Below are 23,430 nucleotides of genomic sequence, written 5' to 3'. Positions count from 1 at the left end.
GCGGCTAGAAGTAGTCGATCGAGACCTGAAGCAGGCGCTCGACCTCGGGCACGTCCCCGGCCATGGCGAAAATCACCACCACGTCGTCTTCGTCGATCCGGGTGGAGCCGGCGGGCTTCACATAACGGTCGCCCTTGAGCACCCCGCCGACCAGCACGCCCTCGGGAAAATCGATGTCGGCAATCCGGTTCCCGGCCATGGGACTGGTCGACAGAACCTGCGCTTCGATCACCTCGGCCTCGGCATCGCCGACCGAATAGACGCCGCGCACCCGACCATGCCGGATATGGCGCAGGATCGAGGACACCGTGGTCTGGCGCGGGTTGATATAGGCGTCGACGCCCAGAGGCTCCATCAACGGCACCAAGGACGGATCGTTCACCAGACAGATCGACATCGGGCAACCCATGTTGCGCGCGCGCACGGCGGCCAGCATGTTCACCTTGTCGTCCGAAGTGACGGCCAGAACCGCGTCGGCCCGGCTGATCCCGGCCTCTTTCAACAGTTCCTTGTCCATGCCGTTGCCGTGCAGAACCACGGTCCGTTCCAGCGAATCCGCCGCCCGTTCGGCCACGCCTCGGTCAAGCTCGATGATCTTGGCGCGCACCCGGTCGGTCCGGGTTTCCAGCGCCTCGGCCACGGCGCGGCCCACGTTGCCGCCGCCAAGGATCACGACGCGCTCCTGCCGCTTCACCTGCTTGCCGAAAATCTCGAGCGTGCGGTTCACGTCCTTTGTTTCGGAAAAGACATAGATCTGGTCGCCGGGGAACAACTGGTCATTGGCTTCGGGCGCGAACAGCGTGCCCTCGCGCCGCACGCCCACGACGATAGCGTTCAGGGTCGAGAACAGGTCGGTGAGCTGCCTGAGCGGGGTGTTCACCACCGGGCAGTCCTCTTCCAGCGCGATCCCCAGAAGCGTCGCCCGGTCGTTCAGGAACCGCTCGGTGTCGAAGGCGGTCGGGGCCTGCAACCGGCGCAGCGCGGCCTCGGCCACCTCGCGTTCCGGGCTGATGACCACGTCGATCGGCAGATGGTCCTGCCGGTAGAGGTCGCGGTAAATGGCGGTGAGATAGCTTTGCGCCCTGAGCCGCGCGATCTTGCGCGGCACGGCGAAGACCGAATGCGCCACCTGACAGGTGACCATGTTCACCTCGTCCGAATGGGTGGCCGCGATCACCATGTCGGCGTCACGCGCGCCTGCGCTGTCCAGAACGTCGGGATACGAGGCGAAGCCGGTGATCCCCTGCACATCCAGCGTTTCGGTCGCGCGGGCGACGAGATCGGGGTTGTTGTCCACGACGGTCACGTCGTTGCGTTCCCCCGACAGGTGGCGCGCGATCTGCCAGCCGACCTGGCCCGCGCCGCAAATGATGACTTTCATTCGGACATCCTGCTTTGTCGTCGCTCAACCCTTGGCAGGAACCGGGCCAAGGGTCAATCAGGAGGCCTCGGCCTGATCCTCGCCATCCTCGCCCTCGGCCACGTAAGCCACCCGCGCACCCGACTTGGTGCCGGTCACGATCCCGAGGCTCTTGAGCTTGCGGTGCAGCGCCGATCGTTCCATCCCCACGAAGTTCGCGGTGCGGGAAATGTTGCCGCCGAAGCGGTTGATCTGGGTCATCAGATACTCCCGCTCGAAGGCCTCGCGCGCCTCGCGCAGCGGCAGAGTCGCAAGCGCGGTGGGCAGAATGATCCCGCCCCCCGGCGCGACGCCCATGTCGCCCCCTTCGCTGCCCGGCAGTTCGCCCGCGTCGATCGGGCCGGTGCCGTCGCCGAGGATCAACACCCGTTCCACCACGTTCTTCAACTGGCGCACGTTCCCCGGCCACGGCATCGACTGAAGCACGGCCACGCTTTCATCCGTCAGATCGCGCAGCGGCAGACCTTGGGTGGCGTTGAAGACCTTAATGAAATGTTCGGCCAGAACCGGGATATCCTCGCGCCGGTCGGCCAGCGGCGGGACGTGGATCGGCACCACGTTCAGCCGGTGATACAGTTCCTCGCGGAACCGCTTGGCTTCGATCTCGGCCTGAAGGTTGCGGGTGGTGGACGAAATCACGCGCACGTCCACCTGTATCTTGTCCGACCCGCCGACACGGGTGAAGCTCTGCTCGACCAGCACGCGCAGGATCTTGGATTGCGTGCCGGGGGGCATGTCGGCCACCTCGTCGAAGTAGATCACGCCACCGTTGGCCTGTTCCAGCAGCCCCTCTTCGATGCCCCGCTCGGGGCTTTCCCTGCCGAACAGAACCTCTTCCATATGGTCGGGCTCAACCGCGGCGGAGTTCACGATGACGAAGGGCGCGCCCGAGCGGTCGGACCCCGCGTGAATCGTGCGCGCAGCCAGTTCCTTGCCCGATCCCGCGGGCCCGGTGAGCAGCACGCGCCCGTTCGAGCGCATGACCTTTTCCAGATTGGATTTCAGGGACTTGAACGCGGCCGAGGCCCCGATCATGTCGACCGGCCCGGTTCCCTTGCGCTTCAGTTCCACGTTCTCACGACGCAGGCGCGAGGTTTCCATCGCCCGCGCGATCACCACCATCAACTGGTCGATGTTGAACGGCTTTTCGATGAAGTCGTATGCGCCCTGCTTGATCGCCGCCACCGCGATCTCGATGTTGCCGTGGCCCGAGATGATGACGACCGGCACCTCGGGATAGTCGCGCTTGACGGCCTTGAGGATGTCGATCCCGTCCATCGCGCTGTCTTTCAGCCAGATGTCGAGGATCATCAGCGCGGGCGGCTGGCTGGTCACCGCCGCCATCGCCTCGTCCGACGTGCCCGCCTTGCGCGTCGTGTATCCTTCGTCCTCAAGGATATCCGAAATCAACTCACGGATATCGCGTTCATCATCGACGATCAGGATGTCGGTCATAGGTCCCTCAATTCGGTCATTCGGCAGCGCGGGAGGCCCCCGCGGCAGCCGGAAGTGGCAGCGTAATGACGGCCATCGCACCGATCTGACCCGAGCCGAAATCCGGTGCATCGGTCAGGGCGAGTGTGCCGCCGTGTTCTTCGATAATCTTCTTCACGATGGGCAGGCCAAGGCCGGTGCCCTTGTCGCGGGTCGTCACGTAGGGTTCGAACAGGCGGGCGCGGTCGACCGGCAGGCCGACACCGTTGTCGGCTATGGTGATCCGCGCGTCGATCTCGTCAGTGGTCAGCGCGATGCGGATTTCAGGCACATGCCCGTCCGGCGCGCCTTTTTCCTGAAGCGTCTCAATCGCTTCGCCCGCGTTCTTGATAAGGTTGGTCAGCGCCTGTCCGATCATCGTCTCGTCCAGTTCGGCGGGCAGTTCGCCGCGCGGGATGTCCACGTCGAAGGTGACCCCCTCCTGCCCGGCTTCCTGCAACACCACCGCCTCGCGCAACAGTTTCGCCAGATCGGTGGGCCGCTTCTCGGGCTCCGGCATCCGCGCGAATTTCGAGAACTCATCGACGATCCGGCGCAGAATGTCGGTCTGGCGCACGATGGTCCCGGTCAGCTCTTCGAGCTTCTCGGCATCCTCGTCCTCCATCGTCCGCCCGAACTTGCGGTTGATGCGTTCGGCCGACAGCGCGATGGGCGTGAGCGGGTTCTTGATTTCATGCGCGATCCGGCGCGCCACGTCGCCCCAGGCCGCGACGCGTTGGGCGGAAACGAGGTCGGTCACGTCGTCGAAGGCGATCACGTAGCCTTCGAGCGCGCCCTCGTCGGAATAGCGCCGCGCGATGCGCACCAGCAGGCGTTCGGCCTTGCCCATGCGCGTCAGCCCCAGCTCCTCTTGCACCTGACTGCGCGCCTCGCTGCGCAGACGATCGAAGAGCGGCCCGAATTCCGGCACCAAAAGCGACAGCGGCACATTCGATGGATCAGGCCCGGCGAGGTCGAGAAGTTTGGCCGCCGCGCGGTTGAGGAACGTCACCTTGCCCTCGGGGTCCAGCCCCACGACGCCCGCCGTGACGGACGACAGCACGCTGTCGAACAGACGCCGCCGCGTTTCGATCTGGTCGGCGCTGGCGATCAGCGTGTCGCGCTGGCCCTTGAGTTGCCGGGTCATCGCGTTGAACTGACGGCCCAAAGTGGCGATTTCGTCGTCGCCGTCCTCTTCGATCACCTGAACGTCGAGATCGCCCTCGCCCACCCGTTGCGCGGCCCCTGCGAGTCGCCCGACAGGCCGCGACAGGCGTTCCGCGAACCACATGCCCAGCCACGTCGCGGCAAGGATGAGGATCGCCGCGAAACCAAGGTAGATCAGGCCGAACTCGAACAGGACGCGGCCCCGCTGGTTCTCAAGCTGTTGATAGAACAGGACGGTTTCCTGCGTTTCGTCCAGCAGGCTCAGAACTTCGCCATCCACGCTGCGCGAGACGTAAAGGTAATGATCGGGGAAGCTGTTCAATTGAACCAGCGCCCGGAATTCGTTGATGTCCCAATCCTCGATCACCACGACCTCGCCCTCGGACGCGCGGGCGATATCCTCGGCGTCGGGTTCTTCGTAGTCGAACAGATAGGATCGGTCGCCGCGCACGCGAATGTCGCCACTGCTGTCGATCACGAAGGCTTCGCGCAGCCCGCGCTGGATCTGGTTCTGCGCCTGCTGCAACGCCTGGCGAAGCTGCGCGTCAGTCAGAAAGCGGTTCGCCTCTTTCGACAGGTTCAGATAGGCGGCGAGCGCGTTGGCGTCCTGCACCAGCCCTTGGCGATGTTCCTCCTCATAGGCCTGCGCGGCTTCGAGGCTGTTGCCCACCACCCGGCTCACCCGGTCGGAAAACCAGCCTTCCAGACCCACGTTCACGGTGAGAACGGCGAAGACCGCGACCAGCACCGTCGGAATCAGCGCGATGATCGCGAACACCCCGGTCAGCCGCAGGTGGAGCCGCGACCCCGCCGATTTCGCCCGGCGCGCCGCGATCATCCGGGTGACCCCGGACAGAACCAGCGCCGCGACCGCGAGGATGTAGATGAAATCGCCGAGCAGAACGAAACGCAGCGTGTTGCTCGCCACGCCCTGATCGAGCGGCCCGAGAATCAGGTAGGTCGCGAGCGCGAGGATCGGACCCAGAACGACGATGCCGACGGTGATGACCGACTGCATCCGGCGCCAGCGCCTGAGCCGCGCCAGCCGTTCCAGTGTCCATTGTCGCTTTGCGCCGCGCGCCGCCATCACTCAACTGCTCCGAGGTCGGTCCGGGCCTGCTCGTATCGCGTCACGCCCGTCGCTCAGCCCGCCTGTGCCCGAAACGACACCACCGACGGCCCTGCTGTGGCAGTTTTACATCAACTTGCGCCGCCGTGTCACCTCGATTTCCAACTCGGTGATCTTCTTGCGCAGCGTATTGCGGTTGATGCCGAGGAGGTCGGCGCATTTCGCCTGATTGCCACCCGTGGCGTCCAGCGCGATCTCGATCAGCGGCACCTCGATTTCCTTGAGGATGCGTTGATAAAGCCCCGGCGGCGGCAGCGTGCCCCCGTGCAGATCGAAGTAGCGTTTGAGGTGGCGCGCCACGCTTGTCGACAGCTTCTCGCCCTCGTCCGCGGCAGGCACCGGCCCGCCCGACGGCGCGCCCAAGGTGGCCTCGACCTCGGCCCGGCTGATCTCGGCCTCCGACCCCGTAACCATCAGGCGTTGAACGGTATTTTCAAGCTGGCGCACATTGCCCGGCCACGGATAGGCGCGCAGAACCTCGGTCGCGTCCTTGGACAGAGCGCGCGGTGTCATGCCGTCACGCTCGGCCCGCGCGAGGAAGTGTTCGGCAAGCGACGGGATATCCTCGAGCCGCTCGCGCAGCGCCGGAACCGGGATCGTGACACCGCCCAGACGGTAATACAGATCCTGCCGGAACCCGCCCTCCTTGATCCGCCCCGACAAATCGCCCTGCGAGGTGGCGATGATCCGCGGACTGGGGTCGGTGAGGCTGTCGAGCATCCGGGTGATCCGGGCCTGCGCATCCGAATCGAGATCGCCGATCTCATCGAACAGGATCGTGCCTTGGCCGGCCTTCGACAGCACCCGCGCCGGCCCGTCGATGGGCGTCAGATCGTCGGGCGTCACCACCACGAACGGCAGGTTGCGCCGGTCGGAAAAGTCGTGGATCGCCCGCGCGATCAGGCTCTTGCCGGTTCCGCTTTCGCCCGTGATGAGCACCGGGAGTTCCGTGTTCATCACCCGCGCGACAAGCCGGTAAAGCGACTGCATCGCGGGCGTGCGGCCCACCAACGGCAGGTCGTCGCCCCCCTCTTTCGCCTCGGCCCGTGGCGAGGGCGCGCGCCGTTTCTGTTCCAGCGCCCGCGAGGCGCGTTTCATCAGGTCCGGCAGGTCGAAGGGCTTGGGCAGGTAATCGAACGCCTCGGCCTCGGCGGCCTGAATGGCGGTCATGATCGTGTTCTGCGCCGAAATCACGATCACGGGCAGATCGGGCCGCATCTGCGCGATCTCCGGCAGCGCCTCAAGCCCGTTTCCGTCGGGCATCATCACGTCCGAAATCACCAGATCGCCGCGCCCCTCTTCGACCCAGCGTTTCAGCGTGACCAGCGACGAGGTGGCGTGCACCCGGCAGCCCGCCCGCGTCAGGGCCTGCGTCAAAACCGTGCGGATCGTGCGGTCGTCGTCCGCAACCAGTACCGTCCCGTCCATCGTGGATTACTCCTTGTCCTTGGGTGCGACGGGTAGCGAAATCCGAAACACCGTCTTGCCGGGGACCGAATCGACGGACACCCATCCGTCGTGGTCCGAAATGATTTTCGAGACGAGCGCGAGGCCCAGTCCGGTGCCGTTTTCGCGCCCAGACACGAAGGGCTCGAAGATCTGATCGACGATCTCGGGCGGAATGCCCGGCCCGTTGTCGATGATCTCGACCTGAAGCGGCAGGCGGTTGCCGGTGCCGTCGGTCCGCCTGAGTCGCAACGAGTGGTCATAGAACGTGCGGATCTTGATCGTTCCGCCTTCGTCGCCCGCGACTTGCGCGGCGTTCTTCAACAGGTTCAGGAACACCTGCATCAACTGGTCCGGGTCCACGTAGGTCGGCGGCAGCGACGGGTCGTAATCTTCATGGATCGACATTTTCGCGGCGAATCCGACCTCCGCCGACTTCTGCGCCCGGTCCAGAAGGTCGTGCACGTTCACCTCGCGCTTTTCCGGCGGACGCAGGTTTCCGAACTGTTCGACCTGCTCCAGAAGCGCCACGATGCGGCGGCTTTCGGCCACGATCAGATCGGTGAGCTCAAGATCGTCCGCCGACAGGTTCATCGACAGAAGCTGCGCCGCCCCGGTGATCCCGGCGAGCGGGTTCTTGATCTCATGCGCCAGCATCTCGGCCATGCCGATGGCGGATCGGGCGGCCGATTTCACTCCGTGCGCCTTGCCCATCCGGTCGGCAAGTTTGCGCGGCTCCATCAGCATCAGAAGCTGGTCTTTCGTGTGCATCATCGGCGCGATCTGGATGTTGCATTCGACCGGCGCGGTGGTGCCGGTGCCCACGTCCACCGAATTGATGAACATCGCCCCCTGATCGCGCCTGACCCGTGCGAAGGCCCCTTCCATGTTGGTCGCGATGGCGAGCTGATCCAGCACGGCCTTGCCCGCAAGGCTCTTGGACGAGCTGTTCAGAAACGCCTCCGCCGCCGAATTCGCATCCACGATCTCGTCGTTTCCGTCGATGATGAGCCCCGGCACCGGGAGCGAGTTCCAAAGGATTTCGTCGTCGGTCATGCAGCTTCCTTCGCGGCGTTCAGGGCTGTCGGGATCAGGTCGAGGACGCGCGCGGGCTCCGGCTCGGACAACACGCGACGGCGCAGATCGGGCGGTGTTCCCGCCTCGTCCATGTACCAGCCAAGGTGCTTGCGGATGACCCGTTTGCCGAGCGCGTCGCCATAGAACCTGAGCGACGCCTCGTAATGGCCCTGCACCATGTCGATAAGTGCCGCACCCTGGGGCACGTCCGGTGCGGGCGCGTCGAAAAGCTCGGCTGCGATTTCGGCGATCAGCCATGGCCGCCCGCCCGTCCCGCGCCCGACCATCACGCCATCGGCGCCCGAAGCATTCAGGGCGGATCGCGCGTCCGGCGTGGAACAGATGTCGCCGTTCGCGATCACCGGGATGTCCACCGCGTCCTTCACCGCCCGGATCGCGCCCCAGTCGGCCCGCCCCTTGTAGAACTGGCAGCGGGTGCGACCGTGGATGGTAATCATCCGAATCCCCGCCGCCTCGGCCTGCGCGGCGAGCGTCGGCGCGTTCATGAGATCGTCGTCCCAGCCGAGCCGGGTCTTGAGCGTCACGGGCACCTCGACCGCCTCGACCACCGCCTCGATCAGGCGGAGCGCCAGCGGCAGGTCGCGCAGAAGCGCCGACCCCGACAGGCCGCCGACCACCTTTTTCGCCGGGCATCCCATGTTGATGTCGATCATCCGTGCCCCGTTCGCTTCCACCATCCGCGCCGCCTCGCCGATCCAATAGGGATCGCGGCCGGCAAGCTGGACGGCCGTATTGGCGATCTCGATGCCCAGTTCGGCCCGTTCGCGCGTGCCCGGCTTGGCCTGAACCATCTCCTGGCTCGCCACCATCTCGGACACCACAAGGCCCGCACCGAAGGACGACACGAGGTCGCGAAACGGCAGATCCGTGATCCCGGCCATCGGGGCCAGAAAGACGGGTGGGTCTAGGGTCAGGTTTTCGGACAGGCAGATCGCCACTGCTTAATCCTTGTGCGTTTGCACTCGATATAGGACGACAAGCAAAAGAGCGCAAATTAGTGGCGTTCAGCTTGGGAATTATTCCGCATATGCCTGATATTTGTGCAAATTGCCCTGCGGGAACCTGTGCCATTGTCCTCCAATCGGGCAAAGCGTAAACGAACACCATGGAAATCGCCGCAATCATCGTCGCCGCCGGACGCGGAACGCGCGCGGGCGGGGACGTGCCGAAACAGTGGCGCAGCCTCGCCGGGCGGCGCGTGGCGGACTGGACGGTCGATGCCTTTCGGACTCACCCCCGCATCGGGCGGATCGTCATGGTGCTGCACCCGGACGACATGGGTCAGGCGGCGGGCTTTACCGACGTTCTCGTCGCAACGGGCGGCGCCTCCCGCCACGCGAGCGTCGCGGCGGGGCTCGAGGCGCTGGCGGGCGATCCCCCTGACAGCGTGCTCATTCACGACGTGGCCCGCCCCCTTGCGACCCACGCCCTTATCGACCGGGTGATCGACGCGCTGGAGACGACGGGCGGGGCCGCACCCGCGCTTGCCGTGACCGATGCGCTCTGGACCGGCGAGGACGACCACGTCACCGGCACCCGCGACCGGACCGGGCTTTTCCGCGCCCAGACCCCGCAGGGCTTTCGCTTCGCCGCCTACCTCGACGCCCACCGCGCCCATGACGGCGACGCGATGGATGACGTCGCGGTGGCCCGGTCTGCCGGACTTGACGTGACCATCGTAGCGGGCGACGAGTCCAACCTGAAAATCACCGGCCCGGACGATTTCGCCCGTGCCGAACAGCTTTTGGGAGGTCGCGTGGACATACGCACCGGAACCGGTTTCGACGTGCATGCCTTCGAAGACGGCGATGCCGTCACGCTCTGCGGCGTCACCGTCCCGCATGACCGGGCGCTCAAGGGCCATTCCGACGCGGATGTGGGGATGCACGCCCTGACCGACGCGATCTACGGCGCCATGGCCGAAGGCGACATCGGCCAGCACTTCCCGCCCTCCGATCCCCAGTGGAAGGGTGCCGCCAGCGACATTTTCCTGCGCCATGCGGTCGAATTGGCCGGCTCGAAAGGCTTCGCGATCTCGAACTGCGACGTGACGCTTATCTGCGAGCGCCCCAAGATCGGCCCGCACGCGGGCGCCATGCGCGCCGAACTCGCCCGGATCATGGGGCTGGACGTGGACCGGGTGAGCGTCAAGGCGACCACCTCGGAACGTCTGGGCTTCACGGGCCGGGAAGAGGGAATCGCGGCGCAGGCCGTCGCGACGCTGGTGCGCGCATGAGCCGCGTGATCGCCACCTTTCTGTTCACCGGCTACCTCAAGCCCGCCTCCGGCACTTGGGGATCGCTCTTCGCCCTGCCCTTGATCTGGGCGCTGCACCAACTGGGTGGTCCGCTCGCCATCGCTATCGGCGCTGTCGTCCTGTTCGCCGCCGGCCTCTGGGCCACGCAGCAGATGACCGCCGAGCTCGGCATCGAAGACCCGTCCGAAATCGTCATCGACGAAGTGGTCGGTCAGGCGCTCGCCATCCTGCCCGTGTCCATCGGCGCGATGGGGGTCGGGGTCGACGTGCTGAAACTCTGGCCCGGCTGGGTCGCGGGCTTCCTGCTGTTTCGGCTGTTCGACATCTGGAAACCGTGGCTCGTCGGCTGGGCCGACCGGCGCGGCGACCCGCTCGGTGTCATGCTCGACGACGTGATCGCAGGCGTGTTCGCCGGGATCGGTGTCCTGATCCTCGCCGCGCTGTCGCATCTCATCATTCTGGTCTGACGATGGAGCCTGCCGAGCTTCTCGCCCTGTGCCGGTCCAAAGGCGTCACCATCGCCACCGCCGAAAGCTGCACCGGAGGCATGGTCGGCGCCGCGCTGACCGATTTCGCCGGATCGTCGGACGTGTTCGAGCGCGGCTTCATCACCTATTCCAACGCCGCCAAGATGGAGATGCTGGGCATCCGCGCGGAGACGCTCGACGCGCACGGCGCGGTTTCGGAAGAGATCGCGCGCGAAATGGCCGAGGGGGCTTTGGCGCGATCCAACGCTAGCCTCGCCGTGTCGATCACGGGTATCGCGGGGCCCGGCGGTTCCGAGCACAAGCCCGAAGGCCGGGTCTGTTTCGCCATCACCGGACATGGGCCGACCGAGGCCGAAACGGTCGAATTCGGCGCCCTCGGGCGCGGTGCGGTGCGCGACGCGGCCATGCGCCACGCGCTCGCGCTTCTCGCCGCACGCGCCACCGCCGCCTGAGATTCACTTCCGCCTATTTTGGCGTCATCTTTTCGACTCCTGCGCGTATTTCATGCGCATTGCGAGAACTGCGTGCAAATTAATCACGTCGCACAGGAATGAGGCTTGCCCTTACCTCCCGCGCCCGCAACACCCCGCCCACCAATTCAAGAGGAGGGGACAATGAACGGGGCAGATACCGCCTGGATCATCGTAGCGACCGCGCTGGTGCTTTTCATGACGCTGCCGGGGCTGGCGCTGTTTTATGGGGGGCTGGTACGGGCCAGGAACGTGCTCTCGGTCTTCATGCATGTCTATGCCATCGCCGCGCTGATGAGCGTGCTTTGGCTGGTGGCGGGCTATTCCATCGCCTTCGGGGACGGCAACGCAATCTGGGGCGGGCTCGGCAAAGCCTTTCTCACCGGCATCGACGCGGAAACCCTGTCGGGCACGATCCCCGAAGTGCTGTTCTTCGCCTTTCAGATGACCTTCGCGATCATCACCCCCGCGCTGATCGTCGGCGCCTATGTGGAGCGGATCGGCTTCGGCTTCGTCCTCGCCTTTTCCGGTCTCTGGATGCTTCTGTGCTACGCGCCCGTCGCGCATTGGATCTGGGGCGGCGGGTTCCTGTCGGACGGCGGGATCTTCGGTGACACCGGCGTGCGCGATTTCGCGGGCGGCATCGTGGTGCACGAAACCGCCGGCCTCGCCGCGATCATGATCTCGGTCTTTCTCGGCCCGCGTCGCGACCAGAAGAAGCCGCCGCATTCGCCCGGCTTCGTGATGATCGGCGCCTCGATGCTCTGGGTCGGCTGGTTCGGCTTCAACGGCGGGTCGCAACTGGCCGCCGACGGGGGCGCCGCGATGGCGCTGACGGCCACGCATCTGTCGGCCGCCGCCGCCTCGCTCACCTGGGCGCTGTGGGAAAAGATCAAGTTCGGCCGCGCCTCGCTCGTCGGGATCGTGACGGGGACCATCGCGGGCCTCGCCTCGGTCACGCCCGCCTCGGGTTTCATCGGCCCGGTCGAGGCGCTCATCATCGGCGGTGTCGCGGGCATCCTGTGTCAGGAGGCCGTGAACCTGATCCGCAACACGCTCAAGATCGACGACACGCTCGACGTGTTCGCGGTGCATGGCGTCGGCGGCATCTTCGGCACCATCATGATCGCGGTCTTCGGTGCCGGAACCTGGGCCGCGCAGCTCGGCTCGCTCGCCATCGTGGGCGTGTTCACCATCGTCGTGACCTTCGTGCTGATTAAGCTGGTGGCCGTCGTCACCCATCTGCGCGTGGACGAAGAGACCGAGACCAACGGGCTCGACATCACGGTGCATGGAGAGCGGGCCTACGACACCGTGTCGTAGTCGGATCAAGGCACAGACATGCGAACGCCGCCGGCAATGTGCTGGCGGCGTTTTACGTTTTGGTGGGTGGCTCGGAGGGATGGGCCAGGTTGCGGAAATTAACCTTTGAGGGGGTGAGTGGGCCGCAAGTCTTTGAAAATACGAGACGATATTTGCACTAGGATACTAGAATCCTAGTATTCTGGTATCCTGGACGCACGAACACCCCGGCCCCCGCCGACGCGATCCTTATCCGCCGCTTTCCGCCTTCAACTGCCAGCGCCCGGTTTCCTGCGACCAGTATTTCGCGACCACCTTGGCCCTGGTCATCGTCCGCCATTGCTCCCGCGCGCGTTCGACCGCCCCATCGTCGTTTCCGTCGAACAGGATCATGACGCGCGCTGCCTCGCCCACCTCGTCCGGCGCGACCTCGGCACCGTCCATCGACACGACGCAGTCCGCCGTCGCCGTGCCGGTGGTCAAGAGGATCGGCTGATCGTCGTCATGCGGACCACCGGAAATGCCGTGCGGCAGAAACCCGTCGCCCATCCACAGCTTTTCGTCGAGCCACCTGAGCCGCGCTTCGTTGCGCCCGCGCACCACCACCCGCCAGCCCTGCTCGCGCGCGCGCCCAAGCAGGACCGGAAGCGTGTCTTCCAGCGGGGTCCGGGTCATGTGGTAGAAATAGGCCTCGCCCACCTCAGCCCTCGTAATTGTCCGCGATCAGACGGTTCAGCGCGCGCACGCCCCAACCCGTCGCCCCTTTCGGCGCCAGAGCCGTGGGCGATTTCACATCCGCGACGCCCGCGATGTCGAGGTGAATCCACGGCACGCCGTCCTTCACGAAGCGTTGCAGGAACTGCGCCGCCGTCGTCGCGCCGGCCGGACGGCCACCGACGTGTTTGAAATCGGCCTTGGCGCTTTCCAGCGCCTTGTCGTAGGCGGGCGACAGCGGCAGACGCCAAGCGCCCTCCTCTTCCGTCTCGGCCGCCTTCAGAAAATCCCGGCAGAAATCGTCGTCGTTGGAAAACACTCCCGCGTTTTCATGGCCGAGCGCGATCACGCAGGCCCCAGTAAGCGTGGCGAGGTCCACCATCGCCACGGGGCTGAACCGTTCCTGCGCGTACCAGAGCACGTCGCACAGCACCATCCGCCCCTCGGCGTCGGTGTTGATGACCTCGACCGTGTCGCCCTTCATGGTCGTGACGATATCGCCCGGACGCTGCGCTTTGCCGTCCGGCATGTTCTCGACCAGACCAATCAGCCCCACGACATTCGCCGCCGCCTTGCGACCTGCGAGCGCCTTCATCACGCCGGTCACGGTGCCCGCGCCGCCCATGTCCATCGTCATGTCTTCCATGCCGCCAGCGGGCTTGATCGAAATGCCGCCGGAATCGAAGCAGACGCCCTTGCCAATGAGCGCGACCGGCGCGTCGCCGTCCTTGCCGCCCTTCCATTGCATCACGACCACTTTCGACGGGCTTTCCGACCCCTGCCCGACGGCCAGAAGCGCGCGCATCCCGAGTTTTTCGAGATCGGCCTCTTCCAGAACCTCGACCTCGACACCCAGTTCCTTCAGCCCCTCGGCCCGTTTGGCGAATTCGGTCGTGGTCAGCACGTTGGAGGGCTCGTTCACCAGATCACGGGTCAGGAAGACGCCATCGGCCAATGCCTTGATCCCGGCCACGGTCGGCGTCCACTGGTCGGGCTGTGTGGTCAGAAGGGTCAGCGCGCTGTCCTTGACCTCGCCCGCCTCGCCGGTCTTGTGCGCGACGAAAGCGTAGGCCCGCAGCATCGCGCCAAGCGCCAACTGATCCAGATTGCGGTGCGACCCTGCGATCACCGTAACGTTCTTGCCGTTCAGCTTGGCCCCGATCGAGGCCCCGACCTTGCGCGCAAGCTCGGGCGTCAGGCGCTTTTCGATCTTCACCACGTCGACCGCCTCGGCGGCCATCCCCACGGGCCAGGCCAGCGACATCGCCTCGCCCGCCTTCAGCTTGCCGAACCCGTCAGAACCCAAAAGCCGCTCCAGCGCGCCCTTGGTCAGGCGGTTCACCCGGCGAGCGCCCTTGTCCATGCTCCCATCGTCCGGGGCGAGCACGACGACACGGCCCTCGGCGGCGGCGAGCGTTTCGATGTCGAGCGGTTGAAATGCGGGGGTGATGACGTCGGTCATGGGGTCTCCTGTCGGGGTGTAGGGGTGCGGGCCTTGGCCGCGCGTTCTGTCCACGTAAGCACCAAGCCGGGGGCGGTGCAACCAGTCCGCCACGTCCGCCTGACGGGGAATCGCCCGCGCCAGATATGGTGGAGGATCGCGCCTGGACCACCGCATCTCGCCGCATGCAGGCGGCAATTCGCAGGCAAAACGCGGGTTCGGGGCGAGATTTGCACTCGCACCGCGCGGCAAGTCCGACTATTGTGGCGCGTGAACCGGGGGGTGAGACAACACCCCCGGCCCGTGACGAAGACACGACAAGGTTGGGCGGTATGAAGACATTCACGGCATCGACGCGGCGAAACGGCTGGGCGGGACGCATTCTCACGCTCTGTGCCTCGGCGGCCCTCGGCATGATGATGGCCGGATCGCCCGCGACGGCACAGGGTCAGTTCGTCCCGGTCGCCAAGGTCAACGATTCCGCCGTGACGGTCTATGAGCGCAATCAGCGCATGGCCTTTCTGCGGATCCTGAACGCGCCGGGCGACATCACGCAGCTTGCGCTCGACCAGCTCATCAACGAACGCATCCAACTGGCCGAAGCCGAACGCATGGGGATCACCGCCGATCCCGAGGCCGTCCAGAACGGCATGGCCGAGTTCGCCGCGCGCGGCAATCTCGACGTCGAACAGTTCGGGGCCTTCCTCGCACAGGCCGGGATCGCGTTCGAGACGTTCCGCGATTTTGTCACCGCCGGGATCGTCTGGCGCGAAGTGGCGCGCGCCAAGTTCCTGCCGCAGGTCTCGATCACCGAGAGTGAGATCGACCGCGCCTATGCCGAGGCCGAGCCGCAGCCGGGCGAAAAGTTCCTGCTGACGGAAATCGTGCTGCCCGCCTCGTCCGATCTCAGCCTCAAGGCCTCGCGCGCACGCGCCGACCGTCTGTCCAAGATCACCACCGCCGAAGAATTCGCCGATGCCGCCAAACGCTTTTCCGTCGTCCCCTCGCGCCTGAACGCGGGCGAACGCGACTGGGTCGATGTGCAGGCCTTGCCGCCACAGGCACAAAGCGCGGTCCGTGCGACCCGCGAAGGCCGCGCAAGCCGCCCGGTCATCATCCCGGACGTGGGCGTCGCCGTCTATTTCGTGCGCGACCGCGAAACCATCCGCTCGACAAAGGTCGGCGAGCTTCTGGAATATGCCGCCTTCTTCGTGCCCGGCGGTCAGGAAGAGGCGAACCGCATCCGCGCCGAGGTGCAGATCTGCGACGACCTTTACCCGATTGCGCGCGGCTTGCCCGCCGATCAACTTGTGCGTGAAGAGCTGCCCACCGGCGCCGTGCCCGCCCGCTACCGCGCGGAACTGGCCAACCTCGACCCCGGCGAAGTTTCGACCCGCCTGACGGCTGGCAACGGAACGCTGGTCTTCCTGATGCTGTGCAACCGTCGCAACGACGTGCCCGACAGCGTGAGCCGCGCCCAGATCGCCGATGCTCTGCGCAACCAGCGGATCGGGGCCTATGCCAACGACCTGCTCGCCGACCTGCGCGCCAATGCGCATATCGAATATCTGCGCTGATCGCGGCCACGCCCGCCCCGCTTTGCCGTTCACACGCGAGGTGACCCATGTCCCGCGCTGATATGCCCATTGCCCTTTCTATCGGCGAGCCTGCCGGGATCGGTCCCGAAATCATAGCGAAGGCGTGGGAGCGGCTGGGCGCCGAACTGCCCTTCTTCGTGATCGGTGACGCGCGCCATATCGACGGCCCGGTCGAGACGATCTCGCACCCGTCCGAGGCGCATCGCGCGGTGCATCGCGGCGTGCCGGTGCTGACCCGCGACTTCGGTCCGCCGCGCCGTCCGGGTGAGGTGCAGGCCGCCCATGCCGCGCATGTGGTCGCTGCGATCCGCGACGGGGTGGCGCTGGTCATGCAGGGCGAAGCCGCCGCGCTGACCACCGCGCCGATCCACAAGAAGGCGTTGAAGGACGGCGCGGGGTTTTCCTTTCCCGGCCATACCGAATACCTCGCCCACCTTGCGGGCGTCGACGACGTGGTGATGATGCTCGCCTGTCCCGACCTGCGCGTCGTGCCCGCGACGATCCACATTCCGCTGGCCGATGTGCCCGCCGCGCTGACCCGCGATCACCTTACCCGTGTGATCCGCATCACCCACGCCGCACTGGTCGCCCAAGGCTACGGCAACCCGCGCATCGCGGTCGCGGGGCTCAACCCCCATGCGGGCGAAGGCGGCGCGATGGGGCGCGAAGAGATCGAGACGATCATCCCCGTGCTGAACGATTTGCGCGCCGAAGGGCTGGCGCTGGCCGGGCCGCTGCCCGCCGACACCATGTTCCACGCGGGCGCGCGCAAGGGCTATGACGTGGCGGTCTGCATGTATCACGATCAGGCGCTGGTGCCGATCAAGACCATCGACTTCGCGGGCGGCGTGAACGTGACGCTGGGCCTGCCCTTCGTGCGTACCTCGCCCGATCACGGCACAGCCTTCGACATCGCGGGGCTGGGCCGCGCCGACCCGACATCGCTCATCGCCGCGCTGCGCATGGCGCGGGAGATGGCGGTATGAGCGCCATCGACGGCTTGCCGCCCCTGCGCGAGGTCATCGCGACCCACGGGCTTGTGGCGAAGAAGTCGCTGGGCCAGAACTTTCTTCTCGACCTGAACCTCACCGCCAAGATCGCGCGGCAGGCGGGCGATCTGACCGCCTGCGACGTGCTGGAGGTCGGCCCCGGCCCCGGCGGCCTGACCCGTGGCCTACTGGCCGAGGGGGCGCGGCGGGTGCTCGCGGTCGAGAAGGACGCCCGCGCCATGTCGGCGCTGGCGGAAATCTCGGAAGCCTATCCCGGACGGCTCGAAGTGCTGAACGCCGACGCGCTGGAGATCGACCCGCTGGCGCATCTGACGCCCCCGATCCGCATCGTCGCGAACCTGCCCTACAACGTGGGGACCGAGCTTTTGACCCGCTGGCTCACGCCGCCCACTTGGCCGCCTGCGTGGTCGTCGCTGACGCTGATGTTCCAGAAGGAAGTGGCGGAGCGTATCGTGGCGAAACCAAAATCGAAAGCCTATGGGCGGCTGGCGATCCTGTCGCAATGGCGCACCGATGCGCGCATCGTCATGGAACTGCCGCCGGAAGCCTTCACCCCGCCGCCCAAGATCCGTTCGGCGGTGGTCCATCTGACGGCCCTGCCCGAGCCGCGCTATCCGGCGAACGCGGCGACGCTACAGCGGGTCACGGCAACCGCGTTTCAGCAACGCCGCAAGATGCTGAGGGCGTCCTTGAAAGGCCTTGCGCCGGGGATCGAGGCCTTGCTGGAAAGCGTGGACATCAAGCCGACCGCGCGGGCCGAGGAAATCAACCTCGAGCATTTCTGCGCCTTGGCGCGGGCGTTGGACGGCGCATGAGTTTCGAATTTCGCTGAAGCGAAATCCGATCCGAGGGGGGGCGCTGCCCCCGCACCCCCGAGGTTTTTTAAAACAGAGAAGAGGCCGCGTGCGGGTCGTTCGGTGCGGAAAGGCGGCCGCCACCGACGTTGGCCGCGACGCCGGTCGTGGACGGGCAGGACGTGGCGAGGCCCCGGGCCACGCGCACGGCGAGATAGGCGAAGGCCTGCGCTTCGAGCATGTCGCCGTCGAGACCGACCTCTTCGACCGGGATTGCGGGAATGCCGGAGCGGGCGGCGATTTCAGAGACGAGCTTTGCGTTCTTGCGTCCACCACCGCAGAGAAGCAGGCGGTCGGGCGGGGTCGGGCAATGGTCAAGCCCGCGTGCCACGGCGGCAGCAGCGCAGGCGGTCAGGGTCGCGGCGGCATCGGCATCGGTGAGGTCCGCAACGGCAGAGGCCAGCGTCGCGAAGGCGTCACGGTCGAGCGACTTGGGGGGAACCCGGTAGAAATACGGGTGGTCGAGAAAGGCACCGACGATCCCGTCGTCCACCGTACCCGAGGCGGCCAGCGCCCCGCCCGCGTCGAATGCCACACGCCGGCGCGCCCACATCAGATCGTTGATCGGGGCGTTCGCGGGGCCGGTGTCGAAGGCCAGAAGCGCGCCCTCGGCCTCGGGCTTGTCGAAGGTCGGATCGACCCATGTGATGTTTCCGACCCCGCCCAGGTTCAGGAACGCGACCGGCGTCGTCGCTTCGATCCACTTGGCCAGCGCGAAATGGTAGAACGGGGCGAGCGGAGCGCCCTCGCCCCCGAGCGTCACATCCGCCGAGCGGAAATCCCACGCCACTGGCAGACCGAGCGCCTGCGCCAGCCGGTCGCCATCGCCCACCTGATGCGTCTGCCCCCGCCCGCGCGGATCATGGGCCAGCGTCTGGCCGTGGAACCCCACGATCTGAGCACCGTCGAACCCCGCAAGCGCGGTGACATGGGCCGCGTGGATCACCTCGGCGGCCTCGGCCACCCCCGGCTCGCCCGGCCAGCGGCCCAGAGCCGCACGCAGCACGCCGGACTCGTTCTCGGAATAGGCGGAATAGCGCGCCGGGCCGAACGCGGAGATCGTTTCGCCATCGGTCAGGACCATCGCCGCATCGACCCCGTCCAGCGAGGTGCCCGACATCGCTCCGAGCGCCCAGATCGCGCGCGCCTCCATCATGGCTTTTCCTCCGCCCATGCCCCCGATATAGAGGCAGCACCCGCAGACAATGGACAGAAAACCGATGACCTACCACCCGAAATCAGACTTCATGCGCGTGATGATCGAGCGCGGCTACCTTGCCGACTGCACCGATTATCAGGCGCTTGACGAGGCCCTGACGAACGGCGTGGTGACGGCCTATATCGGCTACGACGCGACGGCGAAATCGCTGCACGTCGGGCATCTTCTGAACATCATGATGCTGCGCTGGCTGCAAAAGACCGGGCACAAGCCGATCACGCTGATGGGCGGCGGGACGACCAAGGTGGGCGATCCTTCGTTCCGGTCGGACGAGCGGCCCCTGCTGGGACCGGAGCAGATCGATGCGAACATCGACGGGATGAAGCAGGTGTTCGCGAAGTACCTGTCCTATGGTGACGGCGAGACCGATGCGCTTATGCTGAACAACGCGGAATGGCTCGACGGGTTGAACTACCTCGAGTTTCTGCGCGACATCGGGCGGCATTTCAGCGTGAACCGGATGCTGAGCTTCGAGAGCGTGAAGTCGCGGCTCGACCGCGAGCAGAGCCTGTCTTTTCTCGAATTCAACTACATGATCCTGCAAGCCTACGACTTTCTGGAGCTCAATCGCCGCTATGGCTGCACGCTCCAGATGGGCGGGTCGGACCAGTGGGGCAACATTGTGAACGGGATCGACCTGACGCGCCGGGTGCTGGACCACGAGATCTATGGCCTGACCTCGCCGCTTCTGACCACGTCGGACGGCAAGAAGATGGGCAAGTCGCAGGGCGGCGCGATGTGGCTGAACGCCGATATGCTGTCGCCGTATGAGTTCTGGCAGTTCTGGCGTAATACGACCGACGCGGACGTGGGGCGGTTCCTGAAGCTTTATACCGAATTGTCCGTCGAGGAATGCGAGCGGCTTGCCGCCCTGCCCGGCAACCGGATCAACGAGGCCAAGATCGTGCTCGCGAACGAGGTGACGACGCTGTGCCACGGGGCGGAGGCGGCTGCGGCGGCGGAAGCCACGGCGCGCGAGGTGTTCGAGAAAGGCGGCGCGGGCGACGACCTGCCGACACTCACGCTCACCGCAGATGAGATCGGGGACGGAATCTCGATCACGCAGCTCATCACGCGGTCGGGCCTCGCCAAGACCGGCAAGGAAGCCAAGCGGCTGATCGCGGACAAAGGCGCCAAGTTGAACGACGCGGATGTGACCGACGCGGGGCTGATGATCACCGCCGCCGATCTGGACGCGCCGATCAAGCTGTCGGCGGGCAAGAAGCGTCATGCGCTGGTGACTTTGGGGTGAGTTTCGCCGCGGGCTGACGCCCGCGACGACCCGCCGGGGGCTCTGCCCCCGGACCCCGAGGTTTTTTTGAAACAGAGAAAAGGATCGAGGAAGGTCGGGTGGAACGGTATCGCACGATCATCCTTGGCGCGGGCGCCGCGGGCCTGATGTGCGCGGCACATGCGGGGCCGGACACGCTGGTGCTGGATCACGCGAAGAAGCCGGGCGAGAAGATCCGGATTTCCGGTGGCGGGCGCTGCAATTTCACCAATCTCGACGTGACGCCCGGAAATTTCCTGTCCGAAAACAAGCATTTCCACAAATCGGCTCTGGCGCGCTACACCCAGTGGGATTTCATCGAACTCGTCTCGCGTCATGGCATCGCGTGGCATGAAAAGACGCTGGGGCAGCTCTTTTGCGACGGGAAATCCACGCAGATCGTGGAGATGTTGCTGGCCGAGATGCGGGCGGCGGGCGCGAATCTGCGGTTGGAGGTCGCGATCACCTCGGTGAGCCATGCCGACGGGCGGTTCACGGTAGAGACGGACGCGGGCGCCTTCACGGCTGAGGCCCTCGTGCTCGCCACGGGTGGCAAGTCGATCCCCAAGATGGGGGCGACGGGGCTGGCCTATGACCTTGCGCGGCAATTCGGGCATGACATCGTCACGCCGCGCCCGGCGCTGGTGCCGCTCACCTTCGGTGACCGTTTCGCGCCGATTTCGGGTGTGGCGACGCCGTGCCGCGCCTTCAACGACCGGATCGCCTTTGCCGAGGCGCTGCTTTTCACCCACCGTGGTCTGTCCGGTCCCGCCGTGCTGCAATTGAGCAGCTATTGGCGCGAGGGCGAGGCGATCACGCTGGACATCTGCCCGCCGGGCCTGCTGGACACGCTCAAGGCCCAGCGGCAGGCACAGGGGCGCCATGCGCTGACCACCGAGCTGTCGCGCCACCTGCCCGCCAGGTTGGTGGAGTTCCTGGCGCCCGATCTGGGCCTTTCCGGCAACCTCGCCGACCAGTCCGACGCGCGGCTCGCCGAGATCTGCGCGGCGCTCGCCCACTGGACGCTCACACCCACAGGGTCCGAAGGCTACCGGACAGCCGAGGTGACGGCGGGCGGCGTGTCGACCGCGAGCCTGTCTTCGCAGACCATGGAATCCGCGCACCTGCCCGGCCTGTACGTGATCGGTGAAGCGGTCGACGTGACCGGATGGCTCGGGGGTTACAACTTCCAATGGGCCTGGGCCTCGGGCGTAGCGGCGGGGCGGGCGATTGCGGCGCGGGGCTGAACCTCCTGCCGATTTCCCGCTTTCGCCCCGGCGCCCGCACCGCTAGGTTTTCGCCAACCAAGGGGGTGCTCCATGAAGATCGCCAGTTACAACATCAACGGAATCAAGGCCCGCCTGCCCGCCGTCACCGACTGGCTGACCGAAGCCCAGCCGGACGTGGTGATCTTTCAGGAGATCAAGTCGGTGGACGAGAACTTCCCCCGCGAGCCCTTCGAGGACATGGGATACAACGTTGAAACCCATGGACAAAAGTCGTTCAACGGGGTCGCTATTCTGTCGAAACTCCCGCTCGAAGACGTGGCGCGCGGCCTGCCGGGGGCGGAAGGCACCGGGCGCGACGGCGAGGATGACGAACAGGCGCGTTATATCGAGGCGACGGTCGTGGGCGACCAGAGCGCGGTGCGGATCTGCGGGCTTTACCTGCCCAATGGCAATCCCGTGGGCGACGAGAAATTCGCCTACAAGCTTCGGTGGATGGAACGGCTGGAAAAGCGCGCGAAAGAGCTTCTCGCGCTCGAGCAACCCTTCCTCATGGCCGGCGATTACAACGTGATCCCGCAGGGGATCGACGCGCTGCACCCGGAAAACTGGCGGGACGACGCGCTGTTTCAGCCCGAAAGCCGGGGCGCGTTCTGGCGGCTTCAGAACCTCGGGCTGACCGAGGCGTTCCGGGCGCGCAATCAGGCCGCCGAACAGTTCACCTTCTGGGATTTTCAACGCGGCGCGTGGCAACGCAACGATGGCATCCGGATCGACCACTTCCTGCTCTCGCCGCAATGCGCGGACCTGCTTGAGGATTGCCAGATCGACAAGGAGGTGCGCGGGCGCGACAAGCCGTCGGACCATGTGCCGATCTGGGTCGAGCTTGCCGCGTAACCCATGACGCAACCACGCAAAATCATCATCGACACCGATCCGGGTCAGGACGATGCGGTGGCCATTCTTCTGGCGCTCGCCTCGCCGGAGCTGGAGGTCTTGGGGATCACCGCCGTCGCCGGAAACGTGCCGCTGGGCCTGACCCAGAAGAACGCACGGATCGTGTGCGAGGTCGCGGGGCGGCCCGATGTGCTGGTCTTCGCGGGCTGCGACGCGCCGATGAAGCGCAAGCTCGTGACCGCCGAGCATGTCCACGGGCGCACCGGGCTGGACGGGCCGGAGTTGTTCGAGCCGACTATGCCGCTGCAATCCCGACACGCGGTGGATTTCATCATCGACACCCTGCGCGCCGAGCCACCGGGAACCGTGACACTCGCCACGCTCGGGCCGCTCACCAATGTCGCCACCGCTTTCCACCGTGCGCCCGACATCGTGCCGTGCGTGGCCGAGGTCGTCAGCATGGGCGGGGCCTATTTCGAGGTGGGCAACATCACACCCGCGGCTGAATTCAACATCTATGTCGACCCGGAAGCCGCTGAAATCGTGTTCAAATCCGGCGCGCCCGTCACGATCATGCCGCTCGATTTGACTCACAAGGCGCTGGTGACGAAACCCCGCAACGATGCGTTCCGCGCTTTGGGCACCCGCACGGGCACCTTCACCGCCGAGATGACCGAATTCTTCGAACGCTTCGACAAGGAGAAATACGGCTCCGAAGGCGCGCCGCTCCACGATCCCACCGTCATCGCCTATCTGCTGGCGCCCGATCTGTTCACGGGCCGCTTCATCAATGTCGAGGTCGAGACGACGTCCGACCTCACGCTCGGAATGACCGTTGCGGACTGGTGGCGGGTGACGAACCGGGACGAGAACGCGACCTTCATGGGCGACATCGACGCCGACGGGTTCTTTTCGTTGCTGACCGAACGTCTTGCCCGCCTGCCCTGACGA

At 66.0% G+C, this 23,430-nt stretch carries 20 protein-coding genes; 11 read left to right on the top strand and 9 right to left on the bottom strand.

Features of this window, described 5'->3' with window-relative positions; all coding sequences use genetic code 11:
- Positions 1-4: 4 nt before the first annotated feature.
- The 6 genes from trkA to dusB all read right to left on the bottom strand — a co-directional run bounded on the left by trkA (position 5) and on the right by dusB (position 8,671).
- On the bottom strand, positions 5-1,381 hold the full coding sequence (gene trkA, locus FCT00_RS11650; protein WP_008328664.1) for a Trk system potassium transporter TrkA: 1,377 nt from the start codon (positions 1,379-1,381) through the stop codon (positions 5-7).
- A gap of 57 nt (positions 1,382-1,438) precedes the next feature.
- Entirely contained in the window at positions 1,439-2,875 is a 1,437-nt protein-coding gene (ntrX, locus tag FCT00_RS11645) for a nitrogen assimilation response regulator NtrX (protein WP_008328662.1), read from the bottom strand.
- Between the two features lie 16 nt (positions 2,876-2,891).
- Entirely contained in the window at positions 2,892-5,147 is a 2,256-nt protein-coding gene (locus FCT00_RS11640; RefSeq protein ID WP_407943656.1) for a sensor histidine kinase NtrY-like, read from the bottom strand.
- A 108-nt stretch (positions 5,148-5,255) separates the two neighbouring features.
- Positions 5,256-6,617, bottom strand: a complete 1,362-nt coding sequence (locus FCT00_RS11635; RefSeq protein WP_008328659.1) for a response regulator — start codon at positions 6,615-6,617, stop codon at positions 5,256-5,258.
- Positions 6,618-6,623: 6 nt separating this feature from the next.
- A complete protein-coding gene (locus FCT00_RS11630) occupies positions 6,624-7,691 on the bottom strand; it encodes a two-component system sensor histidine kinase NtrB (RefSeq protein WP_008328657.1) in 1,068 nt (355 codons plus the stop codon).
- Positions 7,688-8,671, bottom strand: a complete 984-nt coding sequence (gene dusB / locus FCT00_RS11625; RefSeq protein ID WP_138423140.1) for a tRNA dihydrouridine synthase DusB — start codon at positions 8,669-8,671, stop codon at positions 7,688-7,690. The genes FCT00_RS11630 and dusB overlap by 4 nt, the downstream gene beginning before the upstream one ends.
- Positions 8,672-8,838: 167 nt before the next feature.
- Here dusB and FCT00_RS11620 point away from each other — a divergent pair, with 167 nt between their 5' ends.
- The 4 genes from FCT00_RS11620 to FCT00_RS11605 all read left to right on the top strand — a co-directional run bounded on the left by FCT00_RS11620 (position 8,839) and on the right by FCT00_RS11605 (position 12,271).
- Positions 8,839-9,969 carry a bifunctional 2-C-methyl-D-erythritol 4-phosphate cytidylyltransferase/2-C-methyl-D-erythritol 2,4-cyclodiphosphate synthase gene (locus FCT00_RS11620; protein ID WP_138423139.1) on the top strand — a complete coding sequence of 377 codons (1,131 nt, stop codon included), beginning with the start codon at positions 8,839-8,841 and terminating at the stop codon, positions 9,967-9,969.
- Complete coding sequence (locus tag FCT00_RS11615) at positions 9,966-10,457, top strand: phosphatidylglycerophosphatase A family protein (protein ID WP_008328646.1); 492 nt, start codon at positions 9,966-9,968, stop codon at positions 10,455-10,457. The genes FCT00_RS11620 and FCT00_RS11615 overlap by 4 nt, the downstream gene beginning before the upstream one ends.
- 2 nt (positions 10,458-10,459) lie before the next feature.
- Positions 10,460-10,930 (top strand): CinA family protein, encoded by a 471-nt coding sequence (locus tag FCT00_RS11610; RefSeq protein ID WP_138423138.1) that lies wholly within the window; start codon positions 10,460-10,462, stop codon positions 10,928-10,930.
- Positions 10,931-11,092: 162 nt separating this feature from the next.
- Positions 11,093-12,271: an ammonium transporter gene (locus tag FCT00_RS11605; protein ID WP_138423137.1), complete on the top strand. Its 1,179-nt coding sequence runs from the start codon at positions 11,093-11,095 to the stop codon at positions 12,269-12,271.
- Between the two features lie 228 nt (positions 12,272-12,499).
- On the opposite strand, the gene FCT00_RS11600 is transcribed toward FCT00_RS11605, so the two are convergent.
- Positions 12,500-12,949, bottom strand: a complete 450-nt coding sequence (locus FCT00_RS11600) for a DNA polymerase III subunit chi (protein WP_138423136.1) — start codon at positions 12,947-12,949, stop codon at positions 12,500-12,502.
- 1 nt (position 12,950) lies between these two features.
- Positions 12,951-14,426, bottom strand: coding sequence for a leucyl aminopeptidase (locus FCT00_RS11595; RefSeq protein WP_138423135.1), 1,476 nt, complete (start codon positions 14,424-14,426; stop codon positions 12,951-12,953).
- A 311-nt stretch (positions 14,427-14,737) separates the two neighbouring features.
- Between FCT00_RS11595 and FCT00_RS11590 the strand changes: the two genes are divergently transcribed.
- Genes FCT00_RS11590 through rsmA form a run of 3 tightly spaced genes read left to right on the top strand, consistent with a single transcriptional unit; the run spans position 14,738 to position 17,828 of the window.
- Positions 14,738-15,982, top strand: coding sequence for a peptidylprolyl isomerase (locus FCT00_RS11590; protein WP_008328641.1), 1,245 nt, complete (start codon positions 14,738-14,740; stop codon positions 15,980-15,982).
- A gap of 47 nt (positions 15,983-16,029) precedes the next feature.
- Positions 16,030-16,989 (top strand): 4-hydroxythreonine-4-phosphate dehydrogenase PdxA, encoded by a 960-nt coding sequence (gene pdxA / locus FCT00_RS11585; RefSeq protein ID WP_138423133.1) that lies wholly within the window; start codon positions 16,030-16,032, stop codon positions 16,987-16,989.
- A complete protein-coding gene (gene rsmA, locus FCT00_RS11580) occupies positions 16,986-17,828 on the top strand; it encodes a 16S rRNA (adenine(1518)-N(6)/adenine(1519)-N(6))-dimethyltransferase RsmA (protein ID WP_138423132.1) in 843 nt (280 codons plus the stop codon). The genes pdxA and rsmA overlap by 4 nt, the downstream gene beginning before the upstream one ends.
- A gap of 67 nt (positions 17,829-17,895) precedes the next feature.
- Here rsmA and FCT00_RS11575 read toward each other — a convergent pair whose 3' ends face one another.
- Positions 17,896-19,023 (bottom strand): anhydro-N-acetylmuramic acid kinase, encoded by a 1,128-nt coding sequence (locus FCT00_RS11575; protein WP_138423131.1) that lies wholly within the window; start codon positions 19,021-19,023, stop codon positions 17,896-17,898.
- Positions 19,024-19,087: 64 nt separating this feature from the next.
- Between FCT00_RS11575 and tyrS the strand changes: the two genes are divergently transcribed.
- The 4 genes from tyrS to FCT00_RS11555 all read left to right on the top strand — a co-directional run bounded on the left by tyrS (position 19,088) and on the right by FCT00_RS11555 (position 23,427).
- Positions 19,088-20,338 (top strand): tyrosine--tRNA ligase, encoded by a 1,251-nt coding sequence (tyrS, locus tag FCT00_RS11570; protein WP_138423309.1) that lies wholly within the window; start codon positions 19,088-19,090, stop codon positions 20,336-20,338.
- A gap of 146 nt (positions 20,339-20,484) precedes the next feature.
- Positions 20,485-21,603 (top strand): BaiN/RdsA family NAD(P)/FAD-dependent oxidoreductase, encoded by a 1,119-nt coding sequence (locus FCT00_RS11565; protein WP_235889046.1) that lies wholly within the window; start codon positions 20,485-20,487, stop codon positions 21,601-21,603.
- A 72-nt stretch (positions 21,604-21,675) separates the two neighbouring features.
- Complete coding sequence (gene xth / locus FCT00_RS11560) at positions 21,676-22,479, top strand: exodeoxyribonuclease III (RefSeq protein ID WP_138423129.1); 804 nt, start codon at positions 21,676-21,678, stop codon at positions 22,477-22,479.
- Positions 22,480-22,482: 3 nt separating this feature from the next.
- Entirely contained in the window at positions 22,483-23,427 is a 945-nt protein-coding gene (locus FCT00_RS11555) for a nucleoside hydrolase (RefSeq protein WP_138423128.1), read from the top strand.
- Positions 23,428-23,430: the final 3 nt, after the last annotated feature.

Origin of the sequence: Maritimibacter alexandrii, assembly GCF_005871115.1 — a bacterium.
In the GTDB taxonomy this organism is placed as follows: Bacteria; Pseudomonadota; Alphaproteobacteria; order Rhodobacterales; family Rhodobacteraceae; genus Maritimibacter; species Maritimibacter alkaliphilus.
This window is presented reverse-complemented; position numbering and strand designations above follow the sequence as displayed.